11 protein-coding genes are annotated in these 14,053 nt (G+C 66.8%); 10 read left to right on the forward strand and 1 reads right to left on the reverse strand.

Features of this window, described 5'->3' with window-relative positions; genetic code table 11:
* Window positions 1-141: 141 nt before the first annotated feature.
* Window positions 142-765: an XrtA/PEP-CTERM system exopolysaccharide export protein gene (locus MRBLMS1_RS25605; RefSeq protein ID WP_034748384.1), complete on the reverse strand. Its 624-nt coding sequence runs from the start codon at window positions 763-765 to the stop codon at window positions 142-144.
* Window positions 766-1,019: 254 nt separating this feature from the next.
* Here MRBLMS1_RS25605 and MRBLMS1_RS25610 point away from each other — a divergent pair, with 254 nt between their 5' ends.
* The 10 genes from MRBLMS1_RS25610 to MRBLMS1_RS25655 are packed head-to-tail and all read left to right on the forward strand — an operon-like array spanning window position 1,020 to window position 14,051.
* On the forward strand, window positions 1,020-2,549 hold the full coding sequence (locus MRBLMS1_RS25610; protein WP_128141549.1) for an XrtA system polysaccharide chain length determinant: 1,530 nt from the start codon (window positions 1,020-1,022) through the stop codon (window positions 2,547-2,549).
* Between the two features lie 16 nt (window positions 2,550-2,565).
* Window positions 2,566-3,399 (forward strand): XrtA-associated tyrosine autokinase, encoded by an 834-nt coding sequence (locus MRBLMS1_RS25615; RefSeq protein ID WP_485882956.1) that lies wholly within the window; start codon window positions 2,566-2,568, stop codon window positions 3,397-3,399.
* Entirely contained in the window at window positions 3,383-4,912 is a 1,530-nt protein-coding gene (locus MRBLMS1_RS25620; protein WP_485882958.1) for a TIGR03016 family PEP-CTERM system-associated outer membrane protein, read from the forward strand. The genes MRBLMS1_RS25615 and MRBLMS1_RS25620 overlap by 17 nt, the downstream gene beginning before the upstream one ends.
* Window positions 4,913-4,921: 9 nt before the next feature.
* Window positions 4,922-6,082: a non-hydrolyzing UDP-N-acetylglucosamine 2-epimerase gene (wecB, locus tag MRBLMS1_RS25625; protein ID WP_485882960.1), complete on the forward strand. Its 1,161-nt coding sequence runs from the start codon at window positions 4,922-4,924 to the stop codon at window positions 6,080-6,082.
* Window positions 6,079-6,930: an XrtA system polysaccharide deacetylase gene (locus tag MRBLMS1_RS25630; RefSeq protein ID WP_485882962.1), complete on the forward strand. Its 852-nt coding sequence runs from the start codon at window positions 6,079-6,081 to the stop codon at window positions 6,928-6,930. Before wecB ends, MRBLMS1_RS25630 begins: the two co-directional genes overlap by 4 nt.
* Window positions 6,930-8,012 carry a FemAB family XrtA/PEP-CTERM system-associated protein gene (locus tag MRBLMS1_RS25635; RefSeq protein WP_485883336.1) on the forward strand — a complete coding sequence of 361 codons (1,083 nt, stop codon included), beginning with the start codon at window positions 6,930-6,932 and terminating at the stop codon, window positions 8,010-8,012. The genes MRBLMS1_RS25630 and MRBLMS1_RS25635 overlap by 1 nt, the downstream gene beginning before the upstream one ends.
* A 14-nt stretch (window positions 8,013-8,026) precedes the next feature.
* Window positions 8,027-9,319 (forward strand): TIGR03087 family PEP-CTERM/XrtA system glycosyltransferase, encoded by a 1,293-nt coding sequence (locus MRBLMS1_RS25640; protein ID WP_485882964.1) that lies wholly within the window; start codon window positions 8,027-8,029, stop codon window positions 9,317-9,319.
* Window positions 9,316-10,887, forward strand: coding sequence for an exosortase A (gene xrtA, locus MRBLMS1_RS25645; RefSeq protein ID WP_485882966.1), 1,572 nt, complete (start codon window positions 9,316-9,318; stop codon window positions 10,885-10,887). The genes MRBLMS1_RS25640 and xrtA overlap by 4 nt, the downstream gene beginning before the upstream one ends.
* Window positions 10,877-12,079, forward strand: a complete 1,203-nt coding sequence (locus MRBLMS1_RS25650; RefSeq protein WP_485882968.1) for a TIGR03088 family PEP-CTERM/XrtA system glycosyltransferase — start codon at window positions 10,877-10,879, stop codon at window positions 12,077-12,079. The genes xrtA and MRBLMS1_RS25650 overlap by 11 nt, the downstream gene beginning before the upstream one ends.
* Window positions 12,080-12,089: 10 nt before the next feature.
* Entirely contained in the window at window positions 12,090-14,051 is a 1,962-nt protein-coding gene (locus tag MRBLMS1_RS25655; RefSeq protein ID WP_485882970.1) for an XrtA/PEP-CTERM system amidotransferase, read from the forward strand.
* Window positions 14,052-14,053 lie beyond the last annotated feature (2 nt).

A 14,053-nucleotide genomic window follows, 5' to 3' on the forward strand; every position in this document is an offset into this window, starting at 1 on the left:
AGAAAAACTGGAGAAGTTCCCAGCAATAGCTAAAAAAAACAGAAGAAATTTACCTTGGGATAGCAAAATAACACGATGAAATTTGTCTATAAGTACAAAATGGCAAATATAATTGCTGTTTTGATATTGACGAGCTTGCTGTTAAAAAAAGCTTTCCGGTATCAATAACACGTCGCCCGGCCGCATCATGACGTTGGCGGAAATATCGCCTTCCTTCAGCAAATCGTCGAGCCGCACCCGCAGCTGCTGCTGGTTGCCTTCGCGCACGCGGATGATGCTGGCCTTGTTGCCGGCCGCGAAATCGGTGATGCCGCCCACGGCGATGAGCACGTCCATCAGCGACATGCCCAGCCGGTACGGCAGCGCCTGCGGCTTGGCCGCCTCGCCGATGACGCGGATCTGCTCGCCATACGGCCCCGAGAAATTGGTGACGATGACCGTCACCACGGGCTGCTGGATGAACTTGCTCAAGGCTTGCTCGATGTCGCGCGCCAGCTGGGTCGATGTCTTGCCGCTGGCGGGCAAATCCTCGACCAGCGGCGTGGTGATCTTGCCGTCCGGCCGCACGGCCACCGTCAGCGACACTTCCGGATTGCGCCAGACGATGATGTTGACGGAGTCGCCCGGGCCGATCAGGTAATCGTGCATGGGGGCGCTGTCGTCGGACGGCGCCAGCGGATGGCGCGTGCGGCAGGCGCCCAGCAGGCTGGCGGCGCCCGCCAGAACCAGCGTGTTGCAGACAAATGCACGGCGAAATGGATTCATGCGGAGCCTCTTCGAGTCGATGCGCGTCCATGGCCGGCCCCGCAGAACCAGCCTGGGCCGCGAACTTCCTATGATTATTAAAACCCGGCAAGTGAACCTTGAGGCGTATCAAGAAGCAATCATCTTGGGAAATCTTGCTCCACAGCCGCCCTATACTTTGCTTACTCAACAAGCAAGTATTTCTTGCAAGACGCCGTCGTTGTCCGCGCCGCCAACCCATCTACCGGGCAGCACCGTTACCTGAAGGAAGCGACATGGAAGAATTGATACAGCAACTGCTTTCCGGCTTGAAAGGCATCTGGAAGTACCGCTGGCATGCGGTGCTGGTGGCGTGGCTGGTGGCCATCGGCGGCTTCATCAAGGTGATCACCCTGCCCGACGACTACCAGACGTCGGCGCGCGTGTTTGTCGATACGCAAACCATCCTCAAGCCGCTGATGGCCGGCATGACCAGCGTGCCGAACACGGAACAGCAGGTGGCCATCATGAGCCGCACCCTGCTCAGCCGCCCGAACGTGGAGCGCGTCATGCGCATGGTCGACCTCGACCTGGACTCGAAGACCGTGCGCGAGCACGAAGCCCAGCTGGATAACTTGATGAGCCGCATCAAGATCACGGGCACCAACGCGTATGACATCTACACCATCAGCTACAGCGGGCGCGACCCCAAGCTCGTGCGCGACGTCGTGCAAAGCCTGCTGACCATCTTTGTCGAAGGCAGTTTCCAGGGTAAAAAGGGCGATTCGCAGAAGGCGGTGCAGTTCATCGACGAGCAGATCAAGAATTACGAAGACAAGCTGAGCGCGGCGGAAAACCTGGTGAAGGAATTCAAGATCCGCAACAACCTGCTGCTGCCGCGCCAGGGCATCGACTATGGCAGCCAGCTGCTGATGTCGTCCGATAGCCTGAACAATGCCAAGCTGGAACTGATCGAGGCGGAACAATCGCGCAAGGCCATCCAGAGCCAGATCGAGGGCGACGAGCCCGTGCTCGACCTGGAGCCAAGCGCGTCAGCCATCACGAATCCCGAACTCGACGAGCGCATCGCCTCGATCAACAAGAACCTCGACAACCTGCGCATGCAATTTACGGAACTGCATCCCGACATCATCGCCTCGAAACGCCTCGTGGCCCAGCTGGAAGAACGCAAGATCGAGGAAAACAAGCTGAAAGCGGCGTCCGGCGACCCGGGCAAGAACTACAGCCCCATGCTGCAGCAGCTGAAGGTGGCGCTGACGGATGCGGACGCCAAGGTGGCCGCCATCCGCGCCCGCGTACAGGAATACAGCGCGCGCAACGAGCGGCTGCTGGCGCAAAGCAATGCCGTGCCCGAGGTGGAATCGCAGCTGGCACAGCTCAACCGCGACTACATCATCAACAAGGAAAACTATGAAAAGCTGATCGGCCGGCGCGAAGCGGCCAAGCTGTCGGGTGAACTCAGTTCCACCACCGACATGATGGCCTTCAAGATCATCGACCCGCCCACGGTGCAATATGCGCCCGTCGGCCCGAACCGCCCGCTGCTGTTCAGCGCGGCGCTGGGCGCGGCCCTGGTGGCCGGCGTCGCCACGGCCTTGCTCATCAGCCAGGTGCGCCCCACCTTCCTCAGCCCCTCCGAACTGCGCGATGCCACGGGCTTGAACGTGCTGGGCACGGTATCGATGAACTGGACGCCGCTGCAGCAGGTACGCCGCCGCCGCGCCCGCTATGGCTTTGGCGCCTGCCTGGGCAGCCTGTTCGTCCTGTACGGCGGGGTCATGACGGCCGCGCTGCTGAAATTCTAGATCCAAGGGAGCGACGATGAGCAGCAAGGACAGCGGCAAGCACGAACCCACGATCCTCGGCGTGGCCGAGGCCAGCGTGCCTTATAAGGTGAACGGTACGGATGGCGCGGACGCGGCCCGGTCGCCCCGCTACCGCGCCCTGAACCTGGCCCGCCTGACCGAGCAAGGCATGCTCACGCACGATGGCGGGCGCAGCGCCGTGGCCGAGGATTTCCGCATCATCAAGCGCCCGCTGCTGCGCCAGGCGCGCGCCAGCGGCAGCGACGCCATCCACCACGGCAACCTGATCGTCGTCACCAGCGCCATGCCGGGCGAAGGCAAGACCTACTGCGCCGTCAACCTGGCCATGAGCATCGCCATGGAACTCGATATCACGGTGCTGCTGGTCGATGCCGACGTGGCGCGCCCGTCCGTGCTGAAAGTGCTGGGCCTGCCGCCGGAGCCGGGGCTGATGGACGTGCTGCTCGACCCGCAACTGGCCATGGCCGACGTGATCCTGAAAACCAACGTGGCCAATCTGAGCATCCTGCCCGCCGGGCGCAGCAACAAGCACGCGACGGAATTGCTGGCCAGCCGCGCCATGAGCCGCTTGCTGGCCGAGATCGCCAGCCGCTATGGCGACCGCATCGTCGTCTTCGATTCGCCGCCCCTGCTGATCACCAGCGAAGCGCACGCGCTGGTGGGGCAAATGGGCCAAGTGGTGATGGTGGTCGAAGCGGAAACGACGACCCAGCACGCCGTCAAGGAAGCGCTGCGGCAGATCGAGTCGTGCGAACACATTCATTTGATCTACAACAAGACCAAATCGTTCCCCGGCAACGACTACTACGGCTATGGCCATTACGAGTAGCCGCCGCAGGGCGCTGCCACTGCCGCTGCTGCTGTCCCTGCTGCTACCCATGCCGGCCAGTGCCATCGACTGGCTGGCAAAACCGTCGCTGCGCCTGCGCGAAAGCTATACGGACAATGCCTTGCGCGCGCCGCCCGGCAAGGCGCAATCGGACTTCATCACGGAAATCGCGCCCGCCATCGCCCTCATCGGCACGGGCCCCCGCCTGCGCGTGCACCTCGATTACAGCTGGCATAAATACCTGTCCGGACAACGGGCCGATACCGACAACCACGAACTGCAGGCCTCGGCCGACGCCGAACTGGTCAAGGACTGGTTCTTCATCGATGCCAACGCCAGCGTAAGCCGGCGCAACATCTCGCCGTTCGGCCCCCAATTGATCGACGACCTGCCCGACACGGAAAATGCCAGCACCGTGCGCACCACGGGCATCAGCCCGTATCTGCGCCACCGTTTCCGCGACCTGGCCACGGCCGAGTTGCGCTACACGCGCAACACGGTCGACAGCGGCGGCGACTTGCTGTCCGTGCACAGCGATGAAATGGAATTGCTGCTCAGCGGCGAGCCGCGCGGCTCCGGCTGGACCTGGAACGCCAGCCACGACGTGCGCCGCACGCAGGACAGCAAGCTGGCGCCCGTGCGCATGCAGCGCAGCAGCGTGGGTCTGCGCTATCCGTTCAGCAGCAAATGGTCGGCCACGGCCAGCGGCGGCATGGAAAAGGAAGGCTATATCTCGGCCAGCGGCAAGGCGCCCGAGGGCCGCTTCTGGTCGCTGGGCGGCGTGTGGACGCCGTCGCCGCGCACCAGCGTCGCCTTCAGCACCGGCAAGCGCTTCTTTGGCACCACCTACAGCCTGGACGCCACGTTCCTGCAACGCCATACCAACTGGCAGCTGAACTACAGCGAAAACATCACCACCATGCCGACGCAGTTTTCGCGCCTGGGCAACCGCGACGCGGGCCAGTTGCTCGATCAATTGTGGCGCGGCATCTTTCCCAATGCGCGCGACCGGCGCCTGCGCATCGATGCCTTCCTGCGCTACGCCAACAGCCTGGGGCCGGAACGGGGCGCCATCAATTACTTCAGCCATCGCTATTTCCTGCAAAAGCAGCTGAAGCTGACGATGGCGCGCGCCACGGCGAAAAGCACGATGATCGCCGGCATCACGGCCGTCGACCGCACGGCGCAAACGGCCAGCGGCATCGACAGCGGCTTGCTGCCCGGCGTGGAATTCGGCAGCGAAGACCGTACGCGCCAGATCAGCGGCAATGTGGGCTGGAGCTGGCAAGCCAGTTCGCGCACCAGCGTGAATGTCAATGCCGGCTACGCCAGCGTGCGCTCGCTGAGCGTGCCCCGGCGCGACAACAACATCACCATGACGGCCGGCTACACGCGCATCCTGCAGCAGAACATGACGGCCAGCATCGACGTGCGCCATACGCGGCACGCCAGCAACCGCGGCGGCGACTACCGCGAAAACGGCGTCAGCGCCACGCTCACCATGCAATTCTAAGGAGCCCGCATGTCCGACCCCTCTCTTGCGTCCGCCGCGCCGGCGCACCTGCTGTGCGTGGTGGCCGCGCGCCCCAACCTGATGAAGATGGCGCCCATCCTGGCCGCCCTGGCACGCCAGGCGCCCGCCGTGCGCGTGACCTTGCTGCATACGGGCCAGCATTACGACACGGCCATGAATGGCCAGCTGTTTGCGGACCTGGACCTGCGCCCGCCCGACATCTGCCTCGACGTCGGTTCCGGCAACCACGCGCAGCAGACGGCCGAGATCATGCGCCGCTTCGACGCCGTGCTCGACGCGCACCCGCCGCTGGCGCCCGATGCCGTGCTGGTGGTGGGCGACGTCAATTCCACCTTGGCTTGCGCGCTGGTGGCGGCCAAGCGCGGCATGCCCGTGATCCACGTCGAGGCGGGTTTGCGCAGCGGCGACCGGCGCATGCCCGAGGAAATCAACCGGGTGCTGACGGACCAGCTGTCAGACCTGCTGCTGACCAGCGAGGCAGGCGCGCGCGCCAACCTGCTGCGCGAAGGCATCGCCCCCGAACGCATCCATTTCACGGGCAACGTCATGATCGACAGCCTGCGGCGGCAACTGCCGCGCGCCGTACCGCCTGCCGCCACCCTGCGCGCCCACGGCCACGCCTGCCCGGCCGCGTATGGCCTGTTGACCCTGCACCGGCCATCGAATGTGGATGCGCCGGGGCAACTGGAAGCGCTGCTGCGGGCGCTGGGGCAATTGTCGCAGCAACTGCCACTGCTGTTTCCCATCCACCCGCGCACCCTGGCCGGCTTGCGTCTGGCGGGCCTGGAACCGCTGCTGGCGCGCCATGCCATCGTCTGCCTGCCGCCGCTGGGCTACCTGGAAATGCTGGGACTGATGCAGGACGCGCGCCTGGTGCTGACGGATTCGGGCGGCGTGCAGGAAGAAAGCACGGCCCTGGGCGTGCCCTGCTTGACCCTGCGCGACAATACGGAGCGGCCCGTCACCGTGACCGAAGGCACGAACACGCTGGCAGGCACGGACCCGGCCACCATTTTGGCGCTGGCGCGGGACATCCTGGAGACTGGCGGCAAGCAGGGCCGCATTCCGCCGCTGTGGGACGGCCACGCGGCCACGCGCATCGCCGCCGTCATCGCGCCCTGGCTGGCGGCGCGCCGGGGCACGCCGTGACGCCGCCACTGATATTGCGCAACGCGCTCACCATCGACGTGGAAGATTACTTTCAGGTGTCCGCCTTCGCGCCGCACATCGCGCGCGCCGACTGGCCCCGCCTGGAATGCCGGGTCGAGGCAAATATCGAGCGCATCCTGCTGCTGCTCGACAGCCGGCGCATCCACGCCACCTTCTTTACCCTGGGATGGATCGCCGAGCGCTATCCGGCCATGCTGCGCCGCGTGGCCGACGCCGGGCACGAAGTGGCCAGCCACGGCTATGCGCACCTGCGCGCCAGCGACCAGTCGGCCGCGCAGTTCGCCGACGACGTGCGCCGCAGCAAGAGCATCCTCGAGCAATTGACTGGGTTGGCCGTGCGCGGCTACCGGGCGCCCAGCTTTTCCATCGGCGCGGCCAACCTGTGGGCTTTCGACGTGCTGCAGGAAGCGGGCTACCGCTACAGTTCCAGCATCTACCCAATCCGCCACGACCACTACGGCATGCCCGATGCGCCCCGCTTCGCCTGGCGGCCACGGGGCCCGCACGGCGTGCTGGAATTGCCCGTCAGCACCGTGCGCCTGCGCGGGCGCAACTTGCCGGCCGGCGGCGGAGGCTACTTCAGATTGATGCCGTATGCACTGTCGCGCTGGCTTTTGCGACGCATCAATTCGCGCGACGGGCAAGCTGGCATATTCTATTTTCATCCCTGGGAACTCGATCCCGGCCAGCCACGCCCGCCAGGCCTCAGCGCCAGGACGCGCTTTCGCCACTATCTGAACCTGGGGCGCATGGAAGCACGGCTGGGGCGTTTGACGGGCGACTTCGCCTGGGACCGCATGGACCGTATTTTTCTGGAAAGCACATGATGCACGAGGCCAGCCTTGCTCCCGACCAGGCACAGTCCACCAGCACCGCCATCGCCGTGCTGCCTCTGCAGCCGCACGAGCATGCGCGCTGGGACGCCTTTGTCGACACGTGTCCGGAAGCGACCTTCTTTCACCGGGCCGGCTGGCAAACCATCATGGAGCAAGGTTTCAAACACGACAGCTATTTCCTGTACGCGGAACAGGATGGCCGCATCGCCGGCGTGCTGCCGCTGGCGCATTTGCGCAGCCGCGTGTTCGGCTCCGCGCTCGTGTCGCTGCCCTTTTGCGTGTACGGCGGCATCGCCGGCGGCAGCGCGGCCGTGCGCCAGGCGCTCGACAGTGCCGCGCTGGCACTGGCCCGGCGCCTCGGCGTGGGGCATCTGGAATACCGCTGGCGTGAGGTGCAGGAAAAGCTGGACGATTCCTGGCGGCAGAAACCCCTGTACGCGACCTTCCGCCGCCCCTTGCTCCCCGACGCGGAACAGAATCTGCTGGCGATTCCCCGCAAGCAGCGCGCCGTCGTGCGCAAGGCCATGGCGGCCGGCCTGCACAGCGCCATCGACTATGACATCAGCCGTTTCTACCCGATCTACGCAGCCAGCGTGCACCGGCTGGGCACGCCCGTCTTCGCGCGCCGCCATTTTTCCCTGCTGCGCACGGTGTTTGGTGACGCCTGCGACATCCTCACCGTCTACCACGGCCAGCAGGCGCAAGCGAGCGTGCTGCTGTTCTATTTCCGCGATGAAGTGCTGCCATATTACGGCGGCGGCAGCGTGCTGGCGCGCAGCACGGGCGCCAACGATTTCATGTACTGGGAAACGATGCGCCGCGCCTGCGCGCGCGGCTACCGCCTGTTCGATTTCGGCCGCAGCAAGCTGGGAACCGGGGCCTACGACTTCAAGAAGAACTGGGGCTTTGCGCCGCAGCCGCTGCCATATGCCTACAAACTCGTGCGCGCGAAGGCCTTGCCGGAAGTCAATCCCCTGAATCCGAAATACGCGCTGTTCATCCGCGCCTGGCGCCGCCTGCCGCTGCCGTTGGCCAACCTGCTGGGGCCGCACATCGTGCGGCAACTGGGCTAAGCAAAGGACCCACCATGCGCGAACTGCTCTTCCTCGCCCACCGCCTGCCGTATCCGCCCAACAAGGGCGACAAGATACGCTCGTGGCACATGCTGCAATACCTGAGCCGGCACTTCCGCGTGCACCTGGGCTGCTTCATCGACGATGACGACGACTGGCAGCACGCGAAAACCGTGGCCGCCCTGTGCGCCAGCACGCGCTTCATCGACTTGCGGCGCGGCCCGGCCCGCTGGCGCGCCATGCAGGCGCTGCTGTCGCGCCAGGCCATGAGCGTGCAGTACTACCGCGATGCGCGCCTGCTGCAATGGGTCGACGGCTTGCTGTCCGGCGGCAAGGTGCGCCATGCGCTGGCCTTTTCCGGGCCCATGGCGCAATACATCGACGGCAGCGCGGGCCGCGCCCTGCACCGCGTGATCGATTTCGTCGACGTCGATTCCGACAAATGGCGCCAGTACGGCGACAGCAAGCCCTGGCCCATGTCACAGCTGTACCGGCGCGAAGCGCAGCTGCTGCTGCAGTACGAGCGCCATATCGCCCAGCAGTTCACGGCCTCCAGCTTCGTCTCGCCGGCCGAGGCGGCCCTGTTCCGCCAGTGCGCCCCGATGGCGCGGCGCAAGACGGGCTACTTCAACAACGGCGTCGACACGGCGTATTTCACGCCCATGCCGCCCCAGCCTGGCGTGTATCCGGCGGGCGTGCAGGCGCTGGTGTTTACGGGCGCCATGGATTACTGGCCGAACGTCGACGCCGTGCAATGGTTCGTGCGCCACGTCTGGCCCGCCCTGCGGCGCCAGTTTCCCCAGCTGCAGTTCTATATCGTCGGCAGCGCGCCCGTGCCCGCCGTGACGGCGCTAGCCAAAGTAGCTGGTGTGGTGGTGACGGGCAAGGTGCCCGATATCCGTCCCTACCTGGCCGGCGCGGCGCTGGCTGTGGCGCCCCTGCGCATCGCCCGCGGCGTGCAAAACAAGGTGCTCGAAGCGATGGCGATGGGCAAGATCGTGCTGGCCACGCCGCAGGCGCTCGAAGGCATCGCCGCCCAGCCGGGTCTGGAATTGCTGCTGGCGCGCGACGACGCCGAATTCATCCACCATGCGGCGCGCGTGCTGCGCAATGCGCAAAGTGGCGCGGCCGAGGGGAGCGGCGCGGCCATCGGCGCGGCGGCGCGCCAGCTGGTCTTGCAGGATTACGACTGGGAACGCAATCTGCGCGGCCTGGGCGCCATGCTGGGCCTGCCAGCCGAAGCCAATTCCGAGGCTGCCGCCAGCGCCGCCACGCCTTTGCAGCCCGTGCGGGAGCCGTCCACATGAGCTTGCAGCTCGACCAGCTGGCCCGCTTGCCGGATGCGGCCGTCTTGCCGCAGCACCGGCGCCAGGCCGCGCTGGCGGCGCTGCTGCTGTCCCTGGCCGCCGTCGTGCTGCTGTACCACGCCACTTTCTGGTCGATGGCGGAACTGTGGGCCCGCTCGCAAACGTTCGCGCACGGTTTCCTGATCGTGCCCATCAGTTGCTGGCTGGCCTGGCGCCAGCGCGCCCGCCTGGCCGCGCTGGCACCCCGGCCGTCGCGCCAGGGCTTGCTGCTGCTGGGCGTGCTGGGCCTGGCCTGGCTGCTGGCCGACGCCGCCAACGTGCCCGTGGTGGAACAATATGCGGCCACGGCCATGCTGCCCGCCTGCGTGCTGGCCATCCTCGGCTGGCCGGCCGTGCGCCTGCTGGCATTTCCGCTGGCGTATCTGTTTCTCGCCGTGCCGTTTGGCGAAGTCTTCATCGAGCCGCTGATCGACTTCACGGCCGCCTTCACCGTCACCGCGCTGCAATGGTCGGGCGTGCCCGTGTTTCGCGATGGCAGCAATTTTTCTCTGCCCACCGGCAACTGGTCGGTGGTCGAGGCGTGCAGCGGCTTGCGCTATCTGATCGCCGCGCTGGCCCTGGGTGCCCTGTTCGCCCATGTCAACTGCCACAGCACGCGGCGGCGCGTGGCCGTCATGGCCGCCGCCCTGCTCGTGCCCATCCTCGCCAATGGCGTGCGCGCCTACCTGATCGTGATGCTGGGCCACCTGAGCGACATGCGCCTGGCCGTCGGTGTCGACCACCTGATCTATGGCTGGCTGTTCTTCGGCCTGGTGGCGCTGCTGCTGTTCTGGCTGGCCGCGCGCTGGCGCGAATTGCCGCCACCACGGGGCGTGCCGTCAGCTCGCCCCGTGCGCCTGAGCACCGGCGCGGCCAACCCGCGCGCCGTCGTGCGCGCCGGCGTCGCCTGCCTGCTGCTGGCGGCCCTGTGGCCGGCACTGGCGCTGGCCAGCCAGCGCGATGATGGCGCCACGCTGCCTGCCATGGTGCTGACATTGCCCGATCCGCCCGCCTGGCACCGCCTGCACGACGCGGTACCCGACTGGCAAGTACCGTATGCGGGCACGCCCGCGCGGTTTGCCGCCACCTATGCGCGCCAGGACGGCGACGCGCCGGTGGGATTGCAACTGCACTGGTATGCGCGCCAGGCGCGCGACGCCGAGCTGCTGACGCACCAGGCCTTGCCGTATGGCCCCCGCTGGATGCCATTGGCGCAGCGCGTGCGGCACGTCAAGCTGGCCAGCGGCGAGCAGGCCGTGCGCGAAAGCGTGCTGGCGTATGGCGGCGAACGGCTGCTCGTGTGGCGCGTCTACCGCCAGGGCGGCATCGTCACGGCCAGACCCATGCTGGTGAAACTGCTGCTGGCGCAAGCCAAGCTGCTGGCCAGGCGCCAGGATGGCGCCGACATCATCGTCTTTGCCGCCTACGACGAGCTGGCGCCGCCGCCGCGCGCGCGCCTGCAAGCGTTCCTGCAGGCGGCGCTGCCCGTCATCGAACAACGCTTGCAGGAGCTGCCGCATGGCCCTTGACTTCGATACCTGCGACACGGAAGCGGCCAGCGTCGCCCCCCTGATCGTGCACGTGATCCACCAGCTCGACGTGGGCGGGCTGGAAAACGGCCTCGTCAACCTGATCAACCATTTGCCGCCTGAGCGCTACCGACACGCCATCGTCTGCATGAAGAACGCCACCGCATTTCGCCTGCGCCTGACCACGCCCGGTGTCGATGTGATCAGCCTGGACAAGCGCGAAGGCAAGGACTGGCGCCACTACCTGCACCTGTACCGCGTGCTGAAACAGCTGCGGCCGGCAGTGGTGCACACGCGCAACCTGGGCTGTCTCGAGGCGCAGCTGCTGGCCTGCCTGGCCGGCGTGCGCCTGCGCGTGCATGGCGAACACGGGCGCGACATGAGCGACTTGCACGGCACCCGCCGCAAATACCGGCTGCTGCGCAAATTGATGCTGCCGCTGGTGCAGCACTTCATTGCCGTCAGCGCCGACCTGGGCCACTGGCTGGTGGACGCCATCGGCGCGGCGCCCGCGCAGGTGTCGCACATCGGCAACGGCGTCGACAGCGTGCAATTCCACCCCCGCCTGGGGCCGCCGGCTGCCGTGGGCCCGCCCGGCTTCCTGTGCAACGGCGCCTTCGTCATCGGCAGCGTGGGCCGCATGGCGGCCGTCAAGGACCATGCCTCGCTGGTGCGCGCGTTCTTGCTGTTGCTGGCGCAGCCGGGCGCCCGCGCGCGCCTGCGCCTGATCATCGTCGGCGACGGGCCGTGCCGCCAGGCTTGCCTGGAGCTGCTGCAGCAAGCCGGCGTGGCGCACCTTGCCTGGCTGCCCGGCGCGCGCGACGACGTGGCGCAACTGCTGCGCACGATGGACCTGTTCGTGCTGCCCTCGCTGGCCGAAGGCAGCTCGAACACCATCCTCGAAGCGATGGCGACGGGGCTGCCCATCGTCGCCACGCAGGTGGGCGGCAACGCGGAACTGGTGCAGTCGGGCTGGAGCGGCACCCTGGTGCCGCCCGGTTCGCCCGAGATGCTGGCCGACGCCATGCTCGACTACTACAGCATGCCCGAACTGGGCCCCCGTCACGGCGCGCGCGGGCGGCGCCAGGTGCTGGCCGAGCACAGCCTGCCCGCCATGGCCGGCGCCTACCTCGCCGTGTACGACCGCCTGACGGGCGCGCGCCAGCCTTCTCCCCTGTCCACCACTCCCTGAAAGGCCTTCCATGTGCGGCATCAGCGGCATCTTTGATTTGCAGGGCCAGCGCGACATCGACGTGCTGCTGCTGGCGCGCATGAACCACAGCCTGCGCCACCGTGGGCCGGACGAAGGCGGATTGCACCGCGAGCCGGGCCTGGGCCTGGCGCACCGGCGCCTGTCGGTCATAGACCTGGCCAGCGGCCAGCAGCCGCTGTTCAACGCCGACCGCAGCATCGCCATCGTCTTCAATGGTGAAATCTACAACTACCGCAACCTGATGGCGGAACTGCGACAGTTCGGCCACCAGTTCCGCACCAGCAGCGACACGGAAGTCATCGTCCACGCGTGGGAACAATGGGGCGAACAATGCGTGCAGCGCCTGCGCGGCATGTTCGCCTTCGCCCTGTGGGATCGCCGCCGCCACCTGCTGTTCCTCGCGCGCGACCGCCTCGGCGTCAAACCGCTGTACTACGGCGAGGCGCAGGACGGCACCCTGCTGTTCGGCTCCGAACTCAAAGCCCTGCTCGCACATCCGGCCATGCCGCGCGCGCTCGACCCGCTGGCGGTGGAAGAGTATTTCGCCTACGGCTACGTGCCCGAGCCGCGCAGCATCTTCCAGCACGCGCGCAAGCTGCCGCCCGGACATACCCTGTCCATCCGCGCGGGCCAGCCGCTGCCCGCGCCGCAATCGTACTGGGACATTCCCTTCGTGCCGAATCCCCCCGCCAGCGAGGCGCAGGCGGCCGACGAACTGCTGGCACGCCTGCGCGAAGCCGTGCGCATCCGCATGGTGGCCGAAGTGCCGCTGGGCGCATTCCTGTCGGGCGGCGTCGATTCGAGCGCCGTCGTGGCGCTGATGGCCGGCGTCAGTACCACGCCCGTCAACACCTGTTCCATCTCGTTCGGCGACCCCGCATACAACGAGGCGCGCTACGCCGACCTCGTGGCGCGCCGTTACGGCACGGCGCACCACGCGCGCCAGGTCGAGCAGGACGACTTCGAACTGATCGACTTGCTGGCCAATCTGTACGACGAACCGTTCGCCGACAGCTCCGCCATGCCCACCTACCGCGTCTGCCAGCTGGCGCGCCAGCGCGTCACGGTGGCCCTGTCGGGCGACGGCGGCGATGAAAGCCTGGCCGGCTACCGGCGCTACCGCCTGCACACGCGCGAGGAAAAAGTGCGCAAGGCGATGGACCCGCTGCTGCCGGCCGGCTTGCGCCAGTCGCTGTTCGGCACCTTGGGGCGGCTGTATCCGAAGGCCGACTGGGCGCCCCGCTTCCTGCGCGCCAAGACGACGTTCGAGGGCCTGGCGCGCGATACGACGGACGCATATTTTCACGGCGTCAGCCTGCTGGGCGACGCCATGCGCGCGCGCCTGTTCAGCCCCGAACTGCGACGCAGCCTGCAAGGCTACCGCGCCGTGGAAGTGCTGCGCCGCCACGCGCTGGCCAGCCCCGCGCAAGATCCGCTGTCGCAGGTGCAGTACCTGGACCTGAAAACCTATCTGCCTGGCGACATCCTCACCAAAGTCGACCGGGCCAGCATGGCGCATGCGCTGGAAGTGCGTTCGCCCCTGCTCGACCATGAACTGGTGGCGTGGATGTCGGGCTTGCCGCCGCAGTTCAAGCTGCGGCGCGGCGAAGGCAAATACCTGCTGAAAAAAGCCCTGCGCCCGCTGCTGCCCGATACCCTGCTGTACCGCCAGAAGATGGGCTTTTCCGTGCCGCTGGCCGACTGGCTGCGCGGTCCGCTGCGCCAGCGCCTGCAACAGCGGCTGCTGGGTCCCACCCTGGCGCAATGCGGCCTGTTCGACATGGATTACGTGCGCCTGCTGCTCGATCAGCACGCGAGCGGGCGGCGCGACTACAGCGCGCCGTTATGGTCGCTGCTGATGTTCGAAGCGTTTTTGCGCCAGGTTGCAAAGGGGTCAGACCCGGCGGGTCTGACCCCAGCCGTCCCGGTAGCAGCCACCGTCCCAGGCTAAGC

The organism is Massilia sp. LMS1-1-1.1 (assembly GCF_040815535.1).
Taxonomy (GTDB): domain Bacteria; phylum Pseudomonadota; class Gammaproteobacteria; order Burkholderiales; family Burkholderiaceae_D; genus Janthinobacterium; species Janthinobacterium aestuarii.